Origin of the sequence: Halolamina sp. (assembly GCF_036626355.1) — an archaeon.
Classification (GTDB): domain Archaea; phylum Halobacteriota; class Halobacteria; order Halobacteriales; family Haloferacaceae; genus Halolamina.
The window spans coordinates 1-22,248 of the sequence record NZ_JAZKRY010000050.1 but is presented as its reverse complement, the minus strand read 5'-3'; the positions used below and the strand labels follow the sequence as shown (position 1 = coordinate 22,248).

Sequence of the window (22,248 nt, the reverse complement as noted above, 5' to 3'; positions counted from 1 at the left end):
GAGAGGTGTGGTCGGGATTCGGGCCTGCCGACTGCCGCACCGAGTGCGAGTAGCGTGCCACCGACCAGGAGGCCCACGAGGAGTGGCGCCGTCAACTCCGGGAGGGCGTTCGCCTCCGCGTACACAGAGCCGACGAGCAGCGCAACGCCGCCGCCGGCGACGACGGCGCCAAGGCGCTCTGGCCGGCGCTCCGTCTCAGCGCCCACGAAGCGACGGATACCGGCGAGGCCACCCACGAGCACGCTTCCGGGGACGATGACGAACAGGAGCGTGTTCCGGAGGATGACGCCCCCAAGCGCCGAGACGACGGCGAGCCAGCCCACCACCCCTGGGAGGGGTGTGCCTTCGGGCACGAAGACGACGAACGGACCGTTCCGCACCTCGGGCAGCGTTGTCGCAGTCATCCGGTCGCCGGACACCTCGCCGAAGCCACGGGCGACGGTCGTCCCCTCCGGCGCGACGACGGTGAGTTCGTCGGCGCCGAGGTCCGTGTAGATGTACGCGCCCGGCGAGTCACGGAAGTACGTCAGGAGCTGCGACCCGAACGGGCCCCGTTCAACGACGTCGAACGTCCGATACCGCACGACGAACGCGCCGTCTGACACGCCGACGTCGAGCAGTTCGTGTCGGATTCCGTCACCATACCGGACGCCGAAGCTGTTGCTCGCGGCGGCCCGGGCCAACTCCCGATCCGACCGGAGCCGGTCCAGTACTGTCTCGTTGGTGGGGACGACCCGGACGGTCCACGTCGCGGAGCCGTTCTCGTGGACCTGAACCGTCGCCTCGCTGTGCCGGACCCCGGTGTCCAACCCCTGATCGGCCGCGCTGCTGACGAACCCGTCACGACAGGGGGGGCACGCCGACACCGGAGCGGGGCTCGCGAGTGCGGGTGCCACGAGCCCGACTAGGACGAGCGCTGCGACTGCAACGGAGAGGCGGATCGAGTGTCGAGTGGAGGGCATTCCGTCCGCCCAGTTTTGTCTCGAGGGATAAGTGTTATCTGGTGGTTCGAGGAGGCCATCGAACGTCAGGCCGGGCCTGACGACTTCACCAATCGGGTACCAGTCCGTCGAGGTCACCCCTGCCGACTGTCGTCGTCACGTCCCCGTTCTTCCCGAGGACGGCACACCCGCCGACCGTAAGTGGGGCGAGGACGGCGGCGACGGCCCGCGGGTCGGCCAGCGACGAATCGACCGCGACCGTCTCACCAGCGTCGAGCGCGAGAGTCGTTGCGACGGTCGTCGCCGCGTCCAGCAGCTCTCCGTGGCTCACCGATTGTTCCGACGTCTCCAGGGCGACGGATTCGGGCGTCGCCGTCGACGGCACGAAGGCCGGGTTTTCACTCCAGACGCCCTCCTCCCAGTTCTCGGTCGTGGGGGCGGTCGGCTCGCCGCCGTGAACTGCGAGCGTGGTTCCGGCGGGCGGGTCAACGGCCGCTTCGAGTGCCACCGGGACCAGCACCGCCCGGGCGTCCAGGGTGTCGATGGCTGCGGGGAGGTCGGTTACATCGTCGACGAACCGGGTGGGCGTGTCGAGCAGGGCAGCGCCGAAGAACGTGAGTAGTGGCGGGGGCGAGTGGGTGGCGATGGCGACGATGCCGCGGTCGCCACCGACACCGAGATGCCGGAGGTAGTTGCTCGCCTTCCACGTCGTGGTGCAGACGCGCCGATAGTCCATCGCCCGGTCCGGGGTGTGGAGCGCGGGCGCGTCGCTCCGCCGGTCGCGCGCGACGAGGTCGGCGAGTATCTCCATCACGAGTATCTGAGTGAGCCAGTCATAAAAGGCGGTCCGGTTCGGCGGCGAGGAAGCCGGCTACAGCACCTGCGCCGGGCCGATCTCGACCGTTTCACCGTCGGTAACGCCCAGATAGCTGAAGAAGTTCGTCACCTGGGCGATCGTAGTGGAAAGGTCGGCCTGACTGTACACCTCGTCGTCAGTCCGGAGGGCGACGGTTCGACCGTATCGGTTCCGGGTCGCGAGTTCATCGACAGACTCCATAGACGGCGATGAGTGCGGATCTGCAAAAAGCGGCTTGGCCGTTCGGATAGCCGAGGTCGACGCGCTGCTGCTCCGCGGGGGCTACTCAGATGGAGTTCCGGAGCTTCTCGAAGAACCCTTTCTCCACGTTGACCTCCTCGCCGCCCGCCTCCGCGAACTGCTCGAGGGCTTCGCGCTGCTCCTCGTTCATTTCGTCGGGGGTGACAATCTGGACAGTGACGTAGAGGTCGCCATGTCCGCGACCGCGCAGGCGGGGCATCCCCTTGCCGTGGAGGCGGAATCGCTCGCCGGACTGGGTGCCCTCGGGCACGTCCATCTCGACGGTCCCCTCGATAGTCGGAACCTCGACGGTGGCGCCGAAGGTAGCCTGCGGGAAGGAGATGGCGTGGCGGTGGTGGAGGTCGTCGCCATCACGCTCGAACTCGGGGTGGTCCTCGATCTGAACCTCGATGAGCAGGTCGCCTTTCGGCCCGCCGTTCTCACCGGGGGCGCCTTCGCGGTCCATCCGGAGACTCTGGCCGTCACGGATCCCTTCGGGCACGTCGACCTGGAGGGTCGCCTCCTGCTGGAGGATGCCGTCGCCCGCGCAGGTCGAACAGCTCTCGGAGTAGAGTTCGCCCTCGCCGCCACAGCGGCGGCAGGTCTGTGTCTGCTGGACCCGACCGAGCGGCGTCTGCTGGACCTGGGTCACCTGTCCCTGCCCATTACACTCCGGACAGGTCTCCACGTCGGCGTCGGGCGGGTGTCCAGCGCCGCCGCAGTCCGGACACTCCTCGGGCCGCTGGATAGTGAACTCCTTGGTGACGCCCTCGTAGGCCTCTTCGAGGGTGATCTCCATCGCAGTGCGAATATCCCGGCCCTGCTGGGGTCGGTTGCCGCCTCGGCCGCCGCCACCGCGGCCGCCGCCGAAGAACTGGTTGAAGATGTCCTCGAAGCCGCCGGCACCACGGCCGCCGGCGCCGCCGAACGGGCCGCCGCCCATCCCACCGGCGCCCTCGTCGAAGCCGCCGCGCTTCTCGGCCTGTTCGAAGCGCTCGTGGCCCATCTGGTCGTACGCTTGGCGCTTTTCCTCGTCGGTCAGCACTTCCTTTGCTTTCTTCGCCTGGCGGAACTTCTCCTCGGCGTTCTCCTTGTCGCTCACGTCGGGGTGGTACTGTGCGGCCTTCTCTCGGAACGCTTTGCTGATCTCGTCCTCGTCGGCGTCCCGGGAGACCCCGAGGATGTCATAGAAGTCCTCACTCATTCGTTATTGGGATACAATCGCTCGGCGTATTTGAAACGCGTGCTTGCGTGGTCGAGTAGCCCCAGGTCACGAGCCAGCAGCGTCTGTTCGCTGGCGATAGCTTCTTCGCACCGGGGCCCCGCCTTCGTCCCATGCCATCGTTCACCGTCCAGGCGGAGTTCGACCGCCTGACTGCGGTCCGTGCCCACCGACCGGGCGCGGAGCTCTGGACCGGCGCGCTCGACCCGACGACGAACCTCTTCGACGCGCCGGTCCCGCCCGAACAGGCCAAACAGGAGCACGAACGGCTGACCGACGCACTGGCGTCGGCCGGCGTCGACGTCCACCTGCTGGCCGACGATCTGGCCGCCGCGGAGGCGCTCGAGGATCTGGTGGCCGAATACGTCGACGTTCCAGACGACCTCGACGTCGCAGACGCCGTGGCGTCGTTCGACGCCCAGGAGACGCTCGAACTCGTCCTCTCGCAGGCGCGACTCACTCGGGAGAACGGCAGAACGAGCATCGAGTTCCGGGAGCCCGTCTCGAACACGATTTTCCAGAGCGACACTGTCCTCGTCGGCGACAAAGGGCCGGTGCTCTGTGAGATGGGCGAGCCAATCCGGCAGGACGAACTCCCCATCGTCCGCCGCGCGTGGGAGGAGTTGGGCGCCGAGTTCGTCCACGAGATGACTCACCCTCTGGAGGGCGGGGAGTTCCTGCCCGCAGACGAGTTCGCACTGCTCGGCGTCTCGGCGGAGATCGACGGGGAAGAGGAGGTCATCCGGACTACCTACGAGGCGGGCAAAGAGTTCCTCGAGGCCGACGCAGTCGGCTTCGACGAGGTGGGGCTCGTGCGCGCGCCACTCGCAGCCGACCGTCGCCACCGCGAGGAGCACGGCATCGGCTCGCGCGTGCTCCATCTGCTGGGCTGGTGTAACATCGCCGCCGAGGGGCTGGCAGTGGCCGACACGACGCTCGCGGAGCACGCGACGGTCGACGTGTTCAAACAGACAGCCACTGGCTACGAGTACGACCGCTCCACCTCGACGCTCGCCTACCTCCAGGAGCAGGGGTACGACGTCGTCGAGATGGGGCCGAACGAACGGTGGGCAGCGAACTTCCTCACCGTCGACGACGGCGTCATCGTCCCGATGTACGTCGCCGGCGAGGACGGCGAGTACAGCCCCGAGCGAAACTCCACCATCGAGCGCCTGAAGGAACGCGGCGTGGAGGTGCTCCCTGACGGCAAGGGGATTCCGGAGGGGGTGCTGACCCGCGGCGCGGGCGGCATCAACTGTATGACTGTTCCGCTGGAGCGCCGCTGAGCGCGGCGGACCAGCGAGGGACTCCTCTTTTCAGCCGCCAGCTCCAAACCGATCTACAGCAGACGCCACCTCGTCGACGGCAACCGCTCTGCTCTCGCCGTCCCGGGTCTCGATTTCGACCTGTCCTGTCTCCCGATATCCGTTGCCGACGATGATTTTCGCGGGGATTCCCAGCAGCTCGCTTTCGGCGAACCGCTCGCCGACCGACTGGCGCTCACTGTCGAACAACAGGCAGTCGCGGCCGAAGTCGTCGTGAATCGCCTCGGCGACATCCTGGACCTCACCGTCACCGATGGGGATGACCGCGGCGCGGTAGGGGGCGACGCAGCCCCAGTCCGTGACGGGCCAGTGGCAGGCCGCGTCCGCTGAATCGGCGTCGACGCCACCTTCGGCGCCGCCTTGCATCACGGGAGTCTGGATGATGCCCCCCACACCGAGGCCGTAGCTTCCCATCCACACCTCGTGGGGCCGGCCAGACTCGTCAGTGAGGCCGAACCGGCAGTCGACCGCCTCGCAGTGCAGGAGGGCACAGGTTCCCCCAGCGACGGGCGCGACGACCTCCTCGGAGCGCTCGCCGTCCATCACGCTGTTCGCCGATTCGGCGACGGCGAACTTCATGTCGAGGTCCGCGAGGAGGCGCTCGTAGGCTGCCCGGATTTTCCGGTAGCCCTCCCGCAAGGACGCCTCGTCGGCGTGGAAGCTGTAGGCGTCCTTCGTCGTGAACTCCTTGCAGCGCAGCAGACCGCCGCGAGGGTGGTCGTCGCGGAACTTCGAATCAACCTGATACAGCGTCAGGGGGAGCTCCTCGTAGGAACGCACCAGCCCGTCGAGGAGGTGGACGATTCCCTCCTCGTGGCTGGGGGCGAGACAGAGCTCCCGGCCGCCGCGGTCCGCGAGCGTGAACATCTCACCCCCGAAGGATTGCCAGCGGCCACTCTCCTCCCAGCGTTCGCGGTGTTGCAGGCCGGGAAGCGTCACCTCCTGGCCACCGACGGAGCCCATCTCGGCTTGGATGTGCTGGATCACGTTCTCCTGAATGCGTTCGCCTGTGGGCGTGAGCGCCCAGAGCCCGCTGTCGAACTTACCGACGAGGCCGGCGCGGACCAGGAGTTCCGTCGCCTCGGTTCCCTCGCCGCGACGCTGGCGGCTGGCGGGGAGAAAGAGGTCGCTACGACGCATCGACGCCTCCAGAACGGACTCGCAGAACTCGTTGCCCGGTTCAGTGGCCGGAGCAAAAACGGTCCGTCGGCGTATCAGTTCTCCCCATGCCGTTGGGCGCCCGTTCGCGAGTGAGTAGTCGTGCGACGAATATGTGACTCGAGACAGCTTCGTCAGTCCTCGATGTCGATGCCCGGGCGGCCCGGTTCGGCCGTCCGTGCTACGTCGTCGGCGGCCTCGTCGGCCAGGCTGACCGTGACGGTAGCGTCGAACTCCCGTTCGAGGAGCCAGGCGGCCGCCGACAGCGCGTCGTGTTCGGTCTCAGGAGGGAGCGTCCGCGAGAGCCCCTCCCGCTCGGCCTGGAGGTCCTTCCCGTAGTCGGCGGCGGCTTCACCCTGCTCGCGGATGGCGTCGCGGGACATGAGCTCGCCCACGAGGTTCTCTGCGTCGGACTCGAGCGCGACGTCGAGGGCGTCGTACTTCCACTCGGACGTGACGACCACGTGGATGGCCGAGGGGTCCTCGATGCCGGCGACGCTGACGATGTCGCGGACATCCTCGCGGGTGTTCTCGACCAGCGTCCGTCGTTTCTCGACCGTGGACCGGTCGACGCTGGCCTCGGACCAGGCGGCGTCGACGACCAGCCCCTCGTCGCCGAGCTCGGTCGAAAGCTCCTCTGCCAGGTGGGGCGTCACGGGCGCGAGGAGCCGAACGATGGTCCGGAGCCCACGCTCGAACGTCTCGCGGTGGGGGTTGGTGTACTCGGCGTACTGGCGCAGCGTCCGGGCGAACCCCTGCGTCTCTCGCAGCGCCGCGTTGAACGTCAGATCGTCGTACTCCTCGGTTGCGACGGCGATGGTCGCGTCGGTTTCGTCGGCGACGTAGCTCGCGACCTGGTCGTCGTCGCCGGTGGGGGGATCCGCGGTGAAGGATTCCACGGTCTCCTTGAGCCGCGTGAGGAAGGCGTACGTCGAGCGCACGCCCTCCTCGCTCCAGTCGAAATCGCGTTCGGGTTGGGCCGCCTGGAGCATGAACAGCCGGGCGGTGTCGGCGCCGTACTCCTCGACGATGCGCTGTGGCGAGACCACGTTGCCCGTCGACTTCGACATCTTCTCGCCGTCGAGCTGGACCATCCCCTGGGCCAGCAGGTTCGTGAACGGCTCGCGGTGGGCGAACCCCTCGTGGTCGGCCAACACCTTGGTGAAAAACCGGGCGTACAGCAGGTGCATCACCGCGTGCTCGATACCGCCGACGTACTGGTCGACCGGCATCCAGTCGTTCGCCCGCTCGCGGTCGAAGGGTGCGTCCGCGAGCTCCGGCGAGACGTACCGCAGGAAGTACCACGAGGAGTCGACGAAGGTGTCCATCGTGTCCGTCTCCCGTGTGGCGTCGGCGCCACAGTCGGGACAGCTCGTCGTCTTCCACTCCTCGGCCGCGTCGAGAGGGTTGCCCGTGGTGTTGATGAACTCCGGCAGCTCCACGGGCAGCTCCTCGTCGGGGACGAGCACGGGGCCACAGTCCTCGCAGTGGACCACCGGGATGGGGGTCCCCCAGTAGCGCTGCCGAGAGATCCCCCAGTCACGCAGCTGGTACTGGGTCGCCCGCTCTGCCGAGGCCGTCTCGGCGGTGATCCGCTCGCGGGCCGCCTCGCTCTTCAAACCGGAGTACTCCCCGGCGTTCACCAGGACGCCGTCGTCGGTGAACGCTGACTCGTCCACGTCGGGTGGCTCGGGCACCGTCTCGCCGTCCCAGTCGTCGGGTTCGGGGGCGACCACGGGGACGACGTCGACGCCCGTCTTCTCGGCGAAGGCGTGGTCCCGGTCGTCGTGACCGGGGACACCCATCAGCGCCCCGGTGCCCACGTCAGCGAGCACGAAGTCGGCGACGAACACCGGCAGCTCCTCGGCCGTCACGGGGTTGGTCGCGGTTAGCCCCGTCGCCACGCCATTGGGCTCGGCCCCATCGGGATCAGCCTCGTGTTTGATGAACGTTCGCACGTCCTCGTCGGTCTCGGCCAGGTCCCGGGAGAGAGGGTGGTCGGGCGCAAGGGCGAAGAACGTCGCTCCGAAGACGGTGTCGACGCGGGTGGTGAACGCCCGCACGTCGCCGTGTCCATCGATCGCGAAGTCGAGTTCGGTGCCGTGCTGTCGCCCGATCCAGTTGCGCTGCATCTGCCGGACGGAGTCCGGCCACCCGTCCAGGTCGTCGATGGCGTCGAGGAGCTCGTCAGCGTACTCGGTGATCTGCAGGAACCACTGCTCGAGGTCGCGGTGCTCGACAGGCGTGTCACACCGCCAGCAGAGTTCGGCCTCTCCCTCGACCTGTTCGTCGGCGAGCACCGTCTCGCAGTGAGGACACCAGTTCACCTCGGCGTCGCGGCGCTCCACCAGCCCCTCCTCGTGGAACCGACCGAACAGCCACTGGTTCCACCGATAGTACTCGGGCGTGCAGGTGGTGACCTCCCGCTCCCAGTCGTAGCCGAACCCCATCGCGTCCATCTGGTCCCGCATCGTGTCGATGCAGTCGAACGTCCAGTCGCGGGGGTTGGTGTCGCGCTCCTTGGCTGCGTTCTCGGCGGGGAGGCCGAACGCGTCCCACCCCATCGGGTGAAGGACGTCGTCGCCCTGCATCCGCCGGTACCGCGCATAGGCGTCGGTGATGCTGTAGTTCCGGACGTGACCCATGTGGAGCTTCCCAGAGGGGTAGGGGTACATCCCGAGGACGTACGTCGGGTCCTCGACGTCGTCGGGTGTGCGGTAGGCGTCGGCCGCCGCCCAGGCCTCTCGGGACTCCCGCTCGACTCTCGCGTGGTCGTAGCCCATCTCCTCCATCGCCAAACAGGTGAGCGGCGTGACGGAACTACCTTTCCATGTACTCGAGATCGGACCGTGTTCGCGGGAGAGGCGGGAGACGGAGCGTCGCAGTGAATCGGGAACGCGGGGGTGTCCGTCGTCGTTCTCGCCGTCTCGGTGAAAAAGGTCGCTCCGCCCGCTTTGTAGCGATACCGAGAGACTCACGTCGGTCGTCTCTCGAATCGACGAGCCGTCAGACGCTTACGCGCCTTCGTCGTCGTCCTCGTCGTCCTCGTCGACGTCTTCGAAGTCGGCGTCGACGTACTCTTCACCGTCGCCCTGGGGACCGGCGTCGCCGCCCATACCACCGGGGCCGGCGCCACCCATGCCGCCCGGACCTGCACCTGCACCAGCCCCCGCGGCACCTGCGCCGCCGGCGCCCGCTGCAGCCTCCTCCTGGTACATTTGCTTGCCGATCTCCTGGAGTGCGTCGCTGAGCGCCTCGGTGGCGTCCTGGATCTCCTCGGTCTCGGCGTCCTCGTCCTCGAGGACCGCCTCGACGTCCTCGACGGCCGCCTCGACGTCCTCGATGATTTCGGCGTCGACCTCCTCCTCGTTCTCCTCGATGAGGGTCTCGGCGCGCTGAATCGCACCTTCGGCCTCGTTGCGGGCCTCGATACGCTCGCGGCGCTCCTGGTCTTCCTCCGCGTGCTCTTCGGCCTCCTGCTGCATATCTTCGATCTCCTCGTCGGAGAGGCCGACACCACCCTCGATGGTGATGGACTCGGCGTTGCCCGAGCCCTGGTCCTCGGCCTCGACGTTGACGATGCCGTTCTCGTCGATGTTGAACGTCACCTCGATCTGCGGGGTGCCGGCGGGCGCGGGCGGGATGCCGGCGAGCTGGAACTCCCCGAGCAGTTCGTTCTCGTTGGCGATCTCGCGCTCGCCCTGGAACACCCGGACCTGGACCTGGGTCTGGTTGTCGGCGGCGGTCGTGAAGATCTTCGACTCCTCGGTCGGGATGGTGGTGTTCTTCTCGATGAGTCGCTCGAACAGGCCACCTTTCACCTCGATACCCAGCGAGAGCGGCGTCACGTCGAGCAGCACGAGGTCGTCGACCTCGCCGGAGAGCACGCCACCCTGGATGGCCGCGCCCAGCGCGACAGCCTCGTCGGGATTGACGTTCTTCTTCGGCTCGTGGCCGAGCAGTTCCTCGACCTTCTCGTGAACCTGCGGCATCCGGGTGGAGCCGCCGACGAGGATGGCCTCGTCGATGTCGCCTTTCTCGTAGCCGGCGTCCGCGAGTGCCTGCTCGGTCGGCTCGACGGTGCGCTCGATGAGGTCCTGGGTCAGCGACTCGAACGTCGCTCGGGTGATGGACTGCTCGAGGTGGACCGGACCCGAATCGGTCGCGGTGATGAACGGCAGGTTGACCGTCGTCTCCTTCTTGTTCGAGAGCTCGATTTTGGCCTCCTCGGCGGCGTCTTTCAGCCGCTGGAGCGCCTGCCGATCCTCGCGGAGGTCGATCCCGTGCTGGTTCTCGAACTCGTCGGCGATGTGGTCCATCAGCGCCTCGTCCCAGTCGTCGCCACCGAGGTCGTTGTCACCGTTGGTCGCGACGACTTCGTAGACGCCGCCGCCGAGGTCGAGGATGGAGACGTCGAACGTCCCGCCCCCGAGGTCGTACACGAGGACGGTCTGGTCCGCGTCGTCGTCCAGACCGTACGCCATCGCGGCTGCGGTCGGCTCGTTGACGATGCGGTCGACTTGGAAGCCGGCGATCTCGCCGGCGTCCTTGGTCGCCTGCCGCTGCTTGTCGTTGAAGTACGCCGGAACCGTGATCACCGCCTGCGTGACCTCGTCGCCGAGGTAATCCTCGGCGTCGCGCTTGAGTTTCTGGAGGATCATCGCCGAAAGCTGCTCCGGCGTGTACGCCTCGTCGTCGATTTCGACGGAGAAGTCCTCCTCACCCATGTGGCGCTTGATCGAGGCGATTGTTCGCTCCGGGTTCTGAATCGCCTGGTTCTTGGCTGGCTTTCCGACCAGCCGCTCGTCGTCTTCCGAGAACGCGACCACGGAAGGGGTCGTTCGGTCGCCCTCGCTGTTGACGATGATCTCGGGGTCGCCACCTTCCATCACGGCCATCGCGGAGTTAGTGGTCCCGAGGTCGATTCCGAGAATCTTGTTGCTCGCCATTCTTGACTATACCTCAACGGCTGAATCGGTTAAAGGTTGCTTTAGCGACCGCGAACGACCCTCACGCCGTCGTGCGACTTTCCAGTAGAGGACGCCGAGGGTTGAAGGTTTTTTATACTGCCGGACAGAAGTCAACGAAGAGTTGCTCACCAGCCGCTAACCATCACACCAGGTGACGGCCGATCCACGGCGAGCGATAGTTACACCGTTCTGTCCGGCAGTATTACTCGCCGTCGCTGACGGTGACCTGTGCGGTCCGGATGACGCGGTCAGCCATCTCGTAGCCGGGGCGGTAGAGCTCCTCGACGGCGCCCTCGGGCTGATCGCTCTCGACACGCATCAGCACTTCGTGGCGTTCCGGGTCGGGTTCGTCGCCGCGTTCGGGTTCGATGGCAGTGACTCCCTCGTCCTCGAGCACGCGGTCGAGCTCCCGGAGCGTTCCCTCGACGCCCTCGCGAATGTCCGTGTCGGCGTCCTGTTCGAGCGCCCGGGCGAGATTGTCACGAACCGGTAGCAGTCGCTCAACCAGGTTCTCGGTCGCGCGGGCGGTCTGGTCGGCCAGCTTCTGCTGCTGTCGCTTCTTGAAGTTCTGGAAATCAGCCTGCTTACGCGTGAGCTTCCCTTCTAACTCCTCGATTGTCTCGTCTTTCGCGTCGAGCTCCTGTGCTTTCGCGTCGAGCTCCTCTCGAGCCTCCACGGCGAGTGACTCGTCGTGGGCGGCGATGCGCTCGATAATTGACCCCTCGACCTGCCCCTGGGGCTGTTCTGCGTCGGTCTGTTCTGCAGCCTCATCCGCCGAGGTAGCGTCCGCCTCCTCGGTTAACGCTGCGGACTCATCCCCGTTTTCGCGGGGTTCGGAGTCCGGAGTGCCATCTCCTGACTCCGGGGTTCGCTGCTCGGCCGCTTGAGCGTCGTCGTCGGCCTCGTCGGTCATATACGTAGGGAGCGGTGCTGCGGGTTTAAGCGTTACAGAACACACCGGCCAGTGGTCGAGACAGTCGCGACGCCAGCACCCTCACTGGCCAGACTGTCCTGCTCACCTCGGGCCGGTCAGTGCGTCCAGCAGGGTGACGGCCTCGGGCTTCGAGAGCGGGTCGTTCGCGTTGCCACAGTGAGGCGACTGGACACAGGCAGGACAGCCGTCGGCGCAGTCGCAGTCGTCGACGAGCCTGGCGGTGTGGCACATCAGCTCCTCGATTCGGTCGTAGCCCCGACGGGTCAGCCCCACACCCCCGGGATAGCCGTCGTAGATAAATATCGTGGACTGGTCGGTGTGGCTGTGATAGGGCGTCGAGACGCCGCCGATGTCCGCCCGGTCACAGAGGAGGCGCAGCGGGAACAGCGAGATGACGCCGTGTTCAGCCGCGTGGATACCGCCGTTGAAGCCGTACTCCGGGTCACCGTCCTCGCCGGCCATGCAGCGCATCTCCTGGGCGACGTCGTCCGGGACTGTCCAGTAGAGCCCCCTGGTTCGGAGGCTCGTCTCCGGGAGGGCCAGTAACTCAGTCCCGAGCGTCTCCCCGGTGGCTGCGTCACGCCGCTCGAAGCCGGTGATCTGTTCGGTCACCTCCAAGTCAGCGAACCGAACGGCAGTGTCCGGGCGCGCGGAGAGCGGCTTCTCCTGAAGATCCTCGTGGACGACGACGTCTTTCTCGGTCAGTACCCGGGTGTGGTAGTCGGCCCACGTCGGCTGAAGCCGAGCCACGTCACGGTCCAGGTCCAGTTCCGACACCTCGTAGGTCTGGCCCTGATGGTGGTAGATAGCGCCGGGGTGGGCGTCCCGGAGCGCGTCCGAGAAGGAGAGCGAGGCGATGACGTCGCCCGAGCGGCTCTCCAGGAGGTTGATCTCCCGGTCGTCGATGGTCCGTAGGCTCATCGCGTGCTGCGGGCTTTCGTCGCCGTCGTGGGTCCAGCGCACGCCCTTGGCAGTCTCTCGGCGCTCCAGCAGCCCGGCTTCCGCCAGCTCCCCGACCACATCCGGGAACGGCTCGCCGAAATGGCGGTCGTCGTCGCGGGAGAGCCAGTTCTCCGCGGCGGCGGAGGCGACGTGGTCGGGCATCAACTCCTCGTTCTCGGGGTTGGAGATTGCTTCCTCCGGCTCACCAGTGAAGAACTCCTCGGGGTTGCGCATCAGATACTGGTCCAACTGGTCCTCGCCGGCGACGACGACGATCAGCGCTGAGTCGGTTCCTCGCCCCGCACGCCCGGCCTGCTGGAACGTCGACATCCGCGTTCCGGGGTAGCCGTCGATGATGACGGCGTCGAGCCCTCCGACGTCGACGCCGAGTTCGAGTGCGTTCGTGCTCCACACCCCCCGGAGGTCGCCATCGTGAAGCCGGGTCTCCAGGTCGCGTCGCCGCTCGTCGGTGAGCGAGCCCTGGTACGCCTGGACCTTGCCGGCTAACTCGTTTGCACCGCGCTGCCGGAGTTCCGTGGACGACTGGGTCGCGTAGCGTTCGGCTGTCTGGCGACTCCGGGTGAACACCAGGGTCTGGTGGCCGTCCTCCACGAGGTCGACGAACAGGCGCATCGACTCGGTGTGACTGGAGCGCCGGCGGCCGCTGCCACGGTCGCCCTCGTACTCCGGCGGGTTCCAGAGCACCCAATCCCGCGGCCCGGCACCGGAAGCGTCGTCGTCGATGAGTTTGAATCCCGACGGGTCGCGGCCGCAGACCGTCGTCGCGTGCTCGATGGGGTTTCCGATGGTCGCCGAACAGCAGACAAACGTTGGGTCTGCGCCGTAGCGTTCACAGATCCGGTTGAGGCGCCGGAGCAGGAGCGAGACGTGGGAGCCGAACACGCCGCGGTAGTTGTGGACCTCGTCGATGACCACGAGTTCCAGCGAGGAGAAGAACCATTCCCAGAGCCGGTGAGCGTGAGGAAGCAGGGCATAGTGGACCATATCGGGGTTCGAGAGCAGTACCGTCGGCCGGCGGTCCCGGACGTCCTGCTTCTCGGATTTCGAGAGGCGACCGGTGTACTGCTCGACCGAAACCCGGGAGCCAAAGCCAAGGCCGCGTGCGAGTTCGGAGAGCGTCTCCAACTGGTCGGCGATCAGTGCGTTCTGCGGGCCGAGATAGAGCGTCCGACCGCCGTGATCCATCGCGTTCTCGAATGCCGGAACGGTGTAGGCGAGGCTCTTCCCGCTCGCAGTTTCGGTCGCGAGCACCGCGTCCTCGCCGGACCGGACAGCCGAAATCGCCTCGGCCTGATGGCTGAACGGCTGCTCGATGCCCTGCTCATCGAGCGCCGAATCGAGGCGCGACTCGAGTTCCACTTCAGCGAACGTGGGCTCGCGGGCTGGCACGCGGCGATGGGCGGCCACCTGATCCTCGTAGTAGGGGCGCTCCCGCAGCCAGTCGAGGGGGTCGTGCACGCGCGAGTTCGGTGGCGGTGAGACATGACGGTTCTGGTCCCGGCGCTCCGCCGGTGTTTTGTCGCCGCCGGGCAACAGTTAGATGATTACTGCGGGGGGCACTTACACGCTGGTGTTCTCGCTTCCGGAGCCAACGGCGATCGCGGTCGGCGCGCTGGGCGAGCACCGATTCCCCGCCGGCGGTTACTGCTACACCGGCAGCGCGCTCGGGAGCGGCGGCTTCAGTCGAATCGACCGCCATCGACGAGTCGCTGCCGGCGAGCACGACGTGAAGCACTGGCACGTCGACTATCTCGGCGGCCATCCAGAGACGGTTATCGTCGCCGTCGAGCGCGTTGGCGGCCGGGATGCCGAGTGTGCGGTGGCTCGCGAACTCGGGGACGACCCCGTTCCGGGGTTCGGTGCCTCGGACTGTCACTGCGAGTCGCATCTCGCGCGGTTTACCGACGCCGTGACGGCGAGAGCCTGCGTCGGCGAGCTGTACGAACAGTTCCGGTGAGCGGCTACTGGCCGACGTGGAAGGCGGTGGCTCTTAGGTGGCTCCCATCTACCAGTTGAGCATGTTCGAACCGATGCCGTATCTGGAGTGGATTCACGGGCGGCCCGCGGAGGCGACTTACAACCTCGGGTCGAGCGACCTGCGGACCTACCGTCCCGGGAGTGAGGTGGTTCCGGAGCCACTGGTTGGGCTGGAGCAGCCCGAAGACCCGCCCGAACTGGCAGCCTCTATCGCCGCCGAGTACGGCGTCGATGAGTCCCAGGTCGTGGTAGCGGCCGGCGCGACACATGCGAACTTTCTCGCCGTCGCGACGGCGCTGGCGCTGGCCGAGGGCGACAAAGTCGTCGTCGAGAAACCCGGATATGGCCCGCTGGTGCACACCCCAGCGGGGCTGGGCGGAGATATCCAGCGGTTCCGGCGGCCAGCGGAGGACCGGTTCGAACTGGACCCCGACCGTGTCACCGGCGTCATCACCGACTCGACGGCGCTGGTCACCGTGACGAACCGTCACAACCCCTCCGGGAGACTCACCTCCCGGGACGAACTGGCCGCCGTCGCGACTGCCGCCCAGGAGGCGGGAAGCCGGCTGCTCGTCGACGAGGTGTACGGCCCATACGTCGAGGAGGAGGGGGAAGGCGCGTTCGGCGGCATCACCGCTGCCGGGCTCCGGGACGTCGTGGTCACGAGCTCGCTCACGAAGTTCCACGGTCTCGGCGGGCTCGAGATCGGCTGGCTCATCGCCCCCGAGTCGTTCACCGAGCGCGCGAGAGTGGTCCGCTCACACGTCCCCGCGGTGGCAGCGCCGAGCCGGGCGCTCGCGCGACGCTTTTTCGCCCACAAGGACGAGCTCGTCGCGGTATCCCGTGAGCATCTCCGTCGGAACAACGAGCTCCTGTCCTCGTTCGTCGCCAAACGAGCGGATCTCTCCGGGCGTATTCCGGACGGCTGTACGTTCGGCTTCGTACGACACGAGCGCGCCGACGGGTCAGAACTCGCCGAGGCCGCGTGGGACGCAGGTATCCTCGTCGTTCCTGGACGGTTTTTCGGTATACCGGAGGGGATTCGGCTCTCCGCGGGGCGAGACACCGACGAGGTTCGGGCGGGGCTCGAGGCGTTCGGCGAACTGCTCGACGGCCTGTAGGGGAGCGCCTGGCTCGTCGGTCGGGCTCGTGACATCGCCCCCCACGGGGCTGGCGAACAGGCGGCAACCGTTCACCGCGAAGGAGAGGCCGCACAACCGCTGCTCCTCCGCGGCAGCTCTCAGCGCATGGGGAGGCTGGTCCCGTTCTCCTACTTGAACGCTCGGCTCAGTCGCCACATCACCGCGAACTCAGTCGGCCCCACCGGCCACGTCGACGGCAGCCGCGAGCGTCTCGATCGGGTGGGGTGGCTCCTCCTCAGCGGTTTCGCGGTCACCGAGTTGGGTTCGACAGGAGGCGCCGGGCGCGACGACCGTCTCCCCGTCGGACTCCTCAACCTGGTCGAAGAGAAGGCGACCGATAGCTTTGCTCATCGAGAGGTGTTCGGCCTCGTAGCCGAAGCTCCCGGCCATCCCGCAGCAGGTCGAATCCAGCGGGTCGACCTCGAAGCCGGCGCGGCGGAGGACGCCGACAGCGTGGTGGTCCTTCCGCGTCGCCTTCTGGTGGCAGTGGCCGTGGTAGGTGAGCGAGCCTCCGCCGTCCGTAGCGTACGCCTCGTCGAGGCGGAACGTGTCGAGATATTCGAAGACGCCGTAGGTAGCTGCTGAGACCGAGTCCACATCCTCGCCCGACAGCAGGTCGTGGTAATCCGACTGGAGCATCACCGCGTCGGAAGGTTCGACGACGACGACGTCCCAGCCCTCCTCGATTTTGGGGGAGAGCGCCTCGACGTTTGCTCGGGCCCGCTCGCGAGCGCGGTCGACCAGCCCTTTCGAGAGCGGCGGGCGACCGCTTGAGCCTGCTTCATCGGCAAGCCGGACGTGCACGCCGGCGGCTTCGAGCACCCGGACCGCCGCCGTCCCCGCATCGGGGTTGTTGTAGTTCGTGTGCGTATCGGGGAGCAGCAGTGCTTTTCGCTCGGCATCGGTTTCCGAAACCTGGGGCTCTCGGTTTTCCAGCCAATCCGCGAAGCTCTCGCGGTGGAACGTCGGGAGGCTGCGCTCGCTGGCGATGCCCAGCGTCTTCTCCATCGCCCAGCGCGCGCCGGGGAGCTTCGCGGCAGCGTTCGAGAGCGGGGCGAACGCGCTGCCGACCGCAGCTAGGCTGTCGATTTCGGCGAACAGCCGCTCTCTGAGGGTGAGCCCCTCGCGCTGGTGGCGCGCGTGGTCGACTTCGGTTTTTAGCTTCGCCATATCCACCTCGCTCGGGCAGTCTCTCGCACAGCCCTTGCAGCCGATACAGAGGTCGAGCACCTCCGTCGCAAACTCCTCGGAGAGCACCTCCTCCTCGTCGAGTTCGCCGCTCATCGCCTGCCTGAGCATGTTCGCCCTGCCGCGGGTGGACTGGATCTCCTCGCCCGCGGCGCGGTACGTCGGACACATCACGCCGCCGGTGGTCTCCTGCTCGCCCCGGCAGCCCCCACAGCCGTGACAGAGTTCGGCCATCCCCTGGAACCCGTTTTCGTTCTCCCAGTGCATCGACGGCTCGAAGCCGGTCTCGAACTCGTAGTCGGGGGAGAACCGCAGATGCTCGGTCATATCGACGGCGTCGGCGCGTTCGGGGAGCCGCTGCGGGCGCGTCTCGTCGTCGCCGTAGCCACAGACCTGGCCGGGGTTGAGCAGCCAGTCGGGGTCGAAGGCGGTTTTCAGGTCGCGGAACGCGCCCCAGAGCTGATCGCCGTACAGCTTCCGGTTCCACTGGGTGCGCGCACGGCCGTCACCGTGCTCGCCGGAGACGCTGCCACCGAGGTCGACCACGATATCGGAGACGGCGTCGGCGATGCCCTCCACCCGCTCGACCCCCGTATCGGTTTTAGTGTCGATGAGCGGGCGGACGTGGAGCACTCCGGGCCCCGCATGGGCGTAGAAGGACGCGAACGTGTCGTTCGCCTCGAGCACCTCCTGGAACCGCCGGGTGTACTCGGGGAGGTGTTCGGCGGGCACCGCACAGTCCTCGATGAACGAGATGTGTTTGGCGTCGGAGGTCCGGGAAAGCAGGATGGGCATCCCCGCCTTCCGCATCTTCCAGAACCGCTCTCTGGTCGAGTCGTCGTGGGCCTCCATTGCCTCCGTCGCCCGGACCGGCACGTCGCTTCCCTGGCCGTCATCGGTTGGATCAGCAGCGGTATCACTGCCGGGCCGGCGGTCCGCGAGCAGGTCTGCGACCGTCTGCCGGCCCTCATCGTCGCTGTCGGCGTAGAACTCAACGAGCAGTACTGCGTCGGTCCCCTCGGGGAGTATCCCGACGACGTCTGCGAACTCCTCCGTGTCCCGAGCGAGGTCGAGCAGAACGTCGTCCATCACCTCGACCGCCGACGGGCCGTGTTCGAGCGTCGCTTCCACGTCAGCCATCGCGTCCAGCAGGTCGTCGTACGCCAGCAGCGCGATGGCTTTGGTCTCCGGGATGGGTTCGAGCGAGACGGTCGCCTCGGTGACGATGGCGAGCGTTCCTTCACTCCCCGCGAGCAGGCGTGCGAGGTTGACGCTGGCGTTATCGTCGACTTTCCCGTCGATGGTCGCTTCCTCGACGAGCATATCCAGGTTGTAGCCCGAGACGTTGCGCTTCATCTCAGGGTAGCGCTCGCGCACCTCGTCGGCGTGGCCGTCGAGGATATCGATAACGCCAGCTGCGACGCGGGCCTCGGCGTCGCCGTCCGGGTCGGCCTGTTCGCGCAGGTCGCCAACGCGTCGCTCGCCGAACTCGGTCACGGTGCCGTCGGCGAGCACAACCTCACAGGATTCGATATAGGCGTCTGTTTTGCCGTACTTCAGCGAGTGTGAGCCCGTGGAGTTGTTGCCAATGGCGCCGCCGAGGGCCGATTTGTCGCGCCAGGCGGGGTCCGGGGCAAACTTCAGGCCGTGGGGTTCGCAGGCGGCGTTGAGTTCGGCGACGACGGTCCCCACCTGCGCGGTCGCGGTGGCTGTCTGGGGGTCGACCTCGGCGATCGTGTCCATCTCGGCGGTAAAGTCGAGTACGACCGCTTCGTTGACGGTCTGGCCGGCGAGGCTGGTGCCGCCGCCGCGAGGGAGCACCGGGAGTCCGCGTTTGGCACAGTAGGAGACCACAGCAGAGACGTCGGCGGTCGATTCCGGGAAAACGACGCCAACTGGGGTTACCTCGTAGGCCGAGGCGTCGGTCGCGTAGAGCTGCCGGGAGTAGCTATCGAACCGGACCTCGCCGTCGACGCGGGCCTCGAGGTCCGCCACCAGTCCCGGCCGGGCGACGTCGTCGCTCCGGTAATCGAACTCGCCGGCTGCCGTGGGCTCCGGGTCCGCTGCCATGTATCGCTGTTGCGCGTGCGGGGGCAAAAACGCACCCACTGCGGCAGGCCCAGATGACTGACGGACGGGTGAGCCGGTGTCCGAACAGCTATCCGCAGACAGCGAAGTATTATTGTCCACGGGTTCCTCCGGGTGAGTATGCACGTCGATTCTCAGGAGATCACGGCCCTCGTCGGCCGCGAGGTCTACTCGAACAACGGGGTCTTCGTCGGCGAAGTCGAAGACGTCCGCCTCGACCTCGGCCAGGAGCAGGTGACCGGGCTGGCACTCGCCGATCTCAATACCGAGTTGTTCCAGGGGAGTATCGAAGCGGGCAAGGGTGTCATGATTCCCTACCGCTGGGTGCGCGCAGTGGGCGACGTCATCCTCATCAACGACATCATCGAACGGCTGAAAGGACCAGAGGAGGCACAGGAGACGCTGGCCTGATAGTGATTACTGCGAGTCTGTCCCGCCGTGACCATCCGTGTCGGTGAGGGGAGCCCCTGAACCGGCGGCGTTCGACACCGTCGATGCACCGATTCGCCGTAATCACTATGAGAAGATCGAACGCCTGTCGAGCGGGATGGTCGTTCTCGACCGGAGCTCGGGGCGGCGTTCCGGTCGGAAGCCTGATCACGCTCGTCCCCCGCCCGAGAACCAGAGGGAACTCATTCTCGACGCCCCCGCCATCGCAACGCCGTCGCTGTCTCGTACCGCGTCCCGCACGACTGAAGAGATTACCGAGTCGCTCCACCCGCCGGTCCACGAGGACACAATCGTCCCTGGTAGGACGCCGCGGACGTGCGGACCGGCGTCGATGCGCTGCTGTCTGGCCCCCCGAGCAAGGGGACGTCGCCTTCGTTTCCGCCGCGCCGTTCGAGCAGTGGAGCCCCAGGCGGCCCAGTCGGTACTCGACAATGGTTCGGCCCCGCTGTGCGCGAAGGACGCCATCGAAGCGGTTCAGTGTCTCGGCACCACCAGGACGCTGCGCGGCGCCGGACGTACCGACGCGGCGACCGGCTGTGGACACGCGTCCTGGTTCGTGGCTCACTCTCCATCGAGAACCGGCTCGACGTGACGACAACCGGGGGCGACGCGGCGCTGCCCGAACCAGTGAAGCTCCGGCGCATGGTCACGGTGTGCATCGACACGTCGCGGGATATCGGACGAGAGAAACTACGACCCGTTCGTGGTCTCGCCCTCGACGCCCATCGCCGCGAACAGTTTTCGCCGAACCGCTTCCTCGGAGAGCGACAGGAGGGTGTCGCGGTTCTCCTCGGTCGTCTCGATGCCGCCAAAGACGCCCAGCGGAATCTCGACACTGGCCTGCGTAGAGTGGCCCGCAGCCTCCCCGATATCGCCGAAAGCATCTTGCAGCACATTCCCGATGTTCATGCGGATGTCCTTCGAGCGCGCCGAGAGGTAGATAGTGTCCTCGGCGATACCGAACACCGCTGTGGTGGTTATCCCTTCGAGATTCAGCAGATGGGAGGCCGCCTGCGTGAGCGCGTCGCGGTCGCGGATGAACCCCGCGTTGGAGACGAGATGGCTCCCCTGGACCTCACGTTTCTGGATCGCCTCGGCGAGCACGTCGAGCGTCTCCGGCGACATCGAGGGGGATTCGACCTGCTCCAAGGTTTCGTGATCGGCGAAGGGGTAGAGATATGCCGCGGCGGTGAGGTCCGCCGGCGTGGTGTCTCGCTTGAAGTCCAGCGTCTCCGCGCGGATACCGTAGAGCAGTGCCGTCGCGACGGCCTCGGAGGGCGAGATATCGAACTCCTGGATGTACTTCGTGAGAATGGTCGACGTCGCGGAGACGTTCGGCCGGATATCGACGAAACCGGCCTCGAGTGGCTCATCGGGTTCGTAGTGGTCGATGAAGACGTCGATGCCGGCCTCGATCTCGAGTTCGCCGCTTTTCATGTGGTCGACCAGCGCGAGCGCACCGTATTCGTCGAGGGAGGGGGCGTCCCTGCGGTCGGTGAGTTCGATGCCCAGCAGGTTGACGAACGCCCGGTTCTCCTGGTGGCCAATATCCCCGTCGTAGAGGATGTCGGCGTCCACATCGTAGCTCTCGGCGATGGCTCGGAGCGCGACGGCGCTGGCGATGGAGTCGGGGTCGGGGTTGTGGTGGGTGAGAATCGCGAGGTCGCCGTCAGCGTTGCGTAGGATATCGGCGAGCTGGCGTGCCTTGTACTCCATCTCCCCGGATTCGAGAGATCGGAGCGCGGAATCGGCGATGACCTCGGAGGGGTTGATGACCACGTCGGCACCCAGCTCCCGGAGTTCGTCGCCGCTGATGGGGTCGGAGGCGCGGACGACGAGGAACTGGTCGCTCCCCTGCTCACGGAGCGATTTGACAGCGGCCTTGTTCGTTCCCACATCGGAGGCGAGAACCAGGAGTACGTCGCGGTCAGCGACAACGTCGACGACCGAGGGGTCGACGATATCCTGGGTAACGGCGTTGAGGTCCTGGTCCCGCAGCGCCTCCACGCGATTTTCGTCCTTGTCGAGGATGAGGACGTCTTTCCCCTCGTCGTCGAGGCTCTCGGCGACGGCGTGCCCGACGCTTCCACAGCCGAGAATGGCGTATGACGACATCGAAGAGATACTGACCCCCGTACTCATAGATAACTGGGATTGCTCGCCGTCACACTTAACAGCCATCGTTCGCCCGCGCTGGAAAAGGAAACCCTCTTTATCGGCCCGCAGGGATGTGTTTGTGAGGGCCGGTAGCTCAGTTAGGGAGAGCGACGGACTCTTAATCCGTCGGTCGAGGGTTCAAATCCCTTCCGGCCCGTTTTCCTGCGACCGAAGTGAGCAGTGAAAACGCCACGAAGGGATTTGAAGTAGGGAACGGCCCATCACGGAGTGACCGAGGTTCAAATCCCTTCCGACCCGTTGCCTTCGGCGACGATTCGTCGTGAGTCAATCTCCCCGTAGAGCGGGTTTCCAGCCCTCTACTGGACTCAGACCCTCTCTTTCTCACGTGATTCGCGGGGAGTTCGTTGCGTGACCGACGCCTGGTCTGCTACGTAGGGCGGTCAACTAGTGTGAGGACGGTGTCCAGTTACGCCTGAAGCGTGAAGCGGAACGGTTTTCGAGTGGTCCATGACGGAAGTCCCCTGCAATATGGAGGGTCGCGACTGCTTCGAGGTGGTCTCGACGGTACAGACCCGGGTCATAGTGCAGTTAACGAAACCCTGATGAGCGCATTCGCAACCATTGACATCCTCCCGCGCCTGAAGACGCGGGAATCCCACGGCACCGCGCCGCTTGA

The 22,248-nt window shown here is 66.6% G+C and carries 15 protein-coding genes and 1 tRNA gene; 5 read left to right on the top strand and 11 right to left on the bottom strand.

Translation table 11 applies throughout. The features are described 5' to 3' along the window. The 4 genes from V5A38_RS09340 to dnaJ form a co-directional block, all read right to left on the bottom strand. The coding region (locus V5A38_RS09340) for a hypothetical protein (RefSeq protein WP_332325489.1) at positions 1 to 962 on the bottom strand (962 nt) is incomplete at its 3' end. Between the two features lie 85 nt (positions 963 to 1,047). After that, on the bottom strand, positions 1,048 to 1,752 hold the full coding sequence (locus V5A38_RS09335; protein ID WP_332325488.1) for an acetyl-CoA synthetase: 705 nt from the start codon (positions 1,750 to 1,752) through the stop codon (positions 1,048 to 1,050). Between the two features lie 60 nt (positions 1,753 to 1,812). After that, the gene (locus tag V5A38_RS09330; RefSeq protein ID WP_332325487.1) at positions 1,813 to 1,998 is read right to left on the bottom strand and encodes a hypothetical protein; all 186 of its coding nucleotides are present in this window, start codon (positions 1,996 to 1,998) and stop codon (positions 1,813 to 1,815) included. Between the two features lie 85 nt (positions 1,999 to 2,083). Then, positions 2,084 to 3,241 (bottom strand): molecular chaperone DnaJ, encoded by a 1,158-nt coding sequence (dnaJ, locus tag V5A38_RS09325; protein WP_332325486.1) that lies wholly within the window; start codon positions 3,239 to 3,241, stop codon positions 2,084 to 2,086. A gap of 131 nt (positions 3,242 to 3,372) precedes the next feature. Here dnaJ and V5A38_RS09320 point away from each other — a divergent pair, with 131 nt between their 5' ends. Continuing rightward, on the top strand, positions 3,373 to 4,545 hold the full coding sequence (locus V5A38_RS09320; RefSeq protein ID WP_332325485.1) for an arginine deiminase family protein: 1,173 nt from the start codon (positions 3,373 to 3,375) through the stop codon (positions 4,543 to 4,545). A 30-nt stretch (positions 4,546 to 4,575) separates the two neighbouring features. Here the strand turns inward: V5A38_RS09320 and V5A38_RS09315 are convergent, their stop codons facing one another. The 5 genes from V5A38_RS09315 to V5A38_RS09295 all read right to left on the bottom strand — a co-directional run bounded on the left by V5A38_RS09315 (position 4,576) and on the right by V5A38_RS09295 (position 14,067). Beyond that, positions 4,576 to 5,724, bottom strand: coding sequence for an aminoacyl--tRNA ligase-related protein (locus V5A38_RS09315; RefSeq protein WP_332325484.1), 1,149 nt, complete (start codon positions 5,722 to 5,724; stop codon positions 4,576 to 4,578). Between the two features lie 152 nt (positions 5,725 to 5,876). Beyond that, positions 5,877 to 8,534, bottom strand: coding sequence for a leucine--tRNA ligase (gene leuS / locus V5A38_RS09310; protein WP_332325483.1), 2,658 nt, complete (start codon positions 8,532 to 8,534; stop codon positions 5,877 to 5,879). A 222-nt stretch (positions 8,535 to 8,756) separates the two neighbouring features. Further along, complete coding sequence (dnaK, locus tag V5A38_RS09305) at positions 8,757 to 10,691, bottom strand: molecular chaperone DnaK (RefSeq protein ID WP_332325482.1); 1,935 nt, start codon at positions 10,689 to 10,691, stop codon at positions 8,757 to 8,759. Between the two features lie 223 nt (positions 10,692 to 10,914). Beyond that, a complete protein-coding gene (locus tag V5A38_RS09300) occupies positions 10,915 to 11,625 on the bottom strand; it encodes a nucleotide exchange factor GrpE (RefSeq protein WP_332325481.1) in 711 nt (236 codons plus the stop codon). Between the two features lie 102 nt (positions 11,626 to 11,727). Beyond that, positions 11,728 to 14,067, bottom strand: a complete 2,340-nt coding sequence (locus tag V5A38_RS09295) for a DEAD/DEAH box helicase (protein ID WP_332325480.1) — start codon at positions 14,065 to 14,067, stop codon at positions 11,728 to 11,730. Positions 14,068 to 14,149: 82 nt separating this feature from the next. Between V5A38_RS09295 and V5A38_RS09290 the strand changes: the two genes are divergently transcribed. Beyond that, positions 14,150 to 14,566: a GIY-YIG nuclease family protein gene (locus V5A38_RS09290; RefSeq protein ID WP_332325479.1), complete on the top strand. Its 417-nt coding sequence runs from the start codon at positions 14,150 to 14,152 to the stop codon at positions 14,564 to 14,566. A gap of 61 nt (positions 14,567 to 14,627) precedes the next feature. Next, a complete protein-coding gene (locus V5A38_RS09285) occupies positions 14,628 to 15,707 on the top strand; it encodes a pyridoxal phosphate-dependent aminotransferase (protein ID WP_332325490.1) in 1,080 nt (359 codons plus the stop codon). Positions 15,708 to 15,896: 189 nt separating this feature from the next. Here the strand turns inward: V5A38_RS09285 and V5A38_RS09280 are convergent, their stop codons facing one another. After that, positions 15,897 to 18,986 carry an FAD-linked oxidase C-terminal domain-containing protein gene (locus tag V5A38_RS09280; protein WP_332325478.1) on the bottom strand — a complete coding sequence of 1,030 codons (3,090 nt, stop codon included), beginning with the start codon at positions 18,984 to 18,986 and terminating at the stop codon, positions 15,897 to 15,899. 138 nt (positions 18,987 to 19,124) lie between these two features. On the opposite strand from V5A38_RS09280, the gene V5A38_RS09275 reads away from it, so the two are divergent. Beyond that, complete coding sequence (locus V5A38_RS09275; RefSeq protein ID WP_332325477.1) at positions 19,125 to 19,415, top strand: PRC-barrel domain-containing protein; 291 nt, start codon at positions 19,125 to 19,127, stop codon at positions 19,413 to 19,415. 729 nt (positions 19,416 to 20,144) lie between these two features. Here the strand turns inward: V5A38_RS09275 and V5A38_RS09270 are convergent. Then, a complete protein-coding gene (locus V5A38_RS09270; protein ID WP_332325476.1) occupies positions 20,145 to 21,596 on the bottom strand; it encodes a DHH family phosphoesterase in 1,452 nt (483 codons plus the stop codon). Positions 21,597 to 21,694: 98 nt separating this feature from the next. Between V5A38_RS09270 and V5A38_RS09265 the strand changes: the two genes are divergently transcribed. Then, a tRNA-Lys gene (locus V5A38_RS09265) sits at positions 21,695 to 21,768 on the top strand. Positions 21,769 to 22,248 lie beyond the last annotated feature (480 nt).

Coding starts and splice junctions, on each gene's coding strand:
- V5A38_RS09285 (WP_332325490.1), top strand. CDS start 14,628: ATGTTCGAACCGATGCCGTATCTGGAGTGGATTCACGGGCGGCCCGCG.
- V5A38_RS09275 (WP_332325477.1), top strand. CDS start 19,125: ATGCACGTCGATTCTCAGGAGATCACGGCCCTCGTCGGCCGCGAGGTC.
- dnaK (WP_332325482.1), bottom strand. CDS start 10,691: ATGGCGAGCAACAAGATTCTCGGAATCGACCTCGGGACCACTAACTCC.
- V5A38_RS09290 (WP_332325479.1), top strand. CDS start 14,150: ATGATTACTGCGGGGGGCACTTACACGCTGGTGTTCTCGCTTCCGGAG.
- dnaJ (WP_332325486.1), bottom strand. CDS start 3,241: ATGAGTGAGGACTTCTATGACATCCTCGGGGTCTCCCGGGACGCCGAC.
- V5A38_RS09300 (WP_332325481.1), bottom strand. CDS start 11,625: ATGACCGACGAGGCCGACGACGACGCTCAAGCGGCCGAGCAGCGAACC.
- V5A38_RS09330 (WP_332325487.1), bottom strand. CDS start 1,998: ATGGAGTCTGTCGATGAACTCGCGACCCGGAACCGATACGGTCGAACC.
- leuS (WP_332325483.1), bottom strand. CDS start 8,534: ATGGAGGAGATGGGCTACGACCACGCGAGAGTCGAGCGGGAGTCCCGA.
- V5A38_RS09280 (WP_332325478.1), bottom strand. CDS start 18,986: ATGGCAGCGGACCCGGAGCCCACGGCAGCCGGCGAGTTCGATTACCGG.
- V5A38_RS09320 (WP_332325485.1), top strand. CDS start 3,373: ATGCCATCGTTCACCGTCCAGGCGGAGTTCGACCGCCTGACTGCGGTC.
- V5A38_RS09315 (WP_332325484.1), bottom strand. CDS start 5,724: ATGCGTCGTAGCGACCTCTTTCTCCCCGCCAGCCGCCAGCGTCGCGGC.
- V5A38_RS09335 (WP_332325488.1), bottom strand. CDS start 1,752: ATGGAGATACTCGCCGACCTCGTCGCGCGCGACCGGCGGAGCGACGCG.
- V5A38_RS09270 (WP_332325476.1), bottom strand. CDS start 21,596: ATGAGTACGGGGGTCAGTATCTCTTCGATGTCGTCATACGCCATTCTC.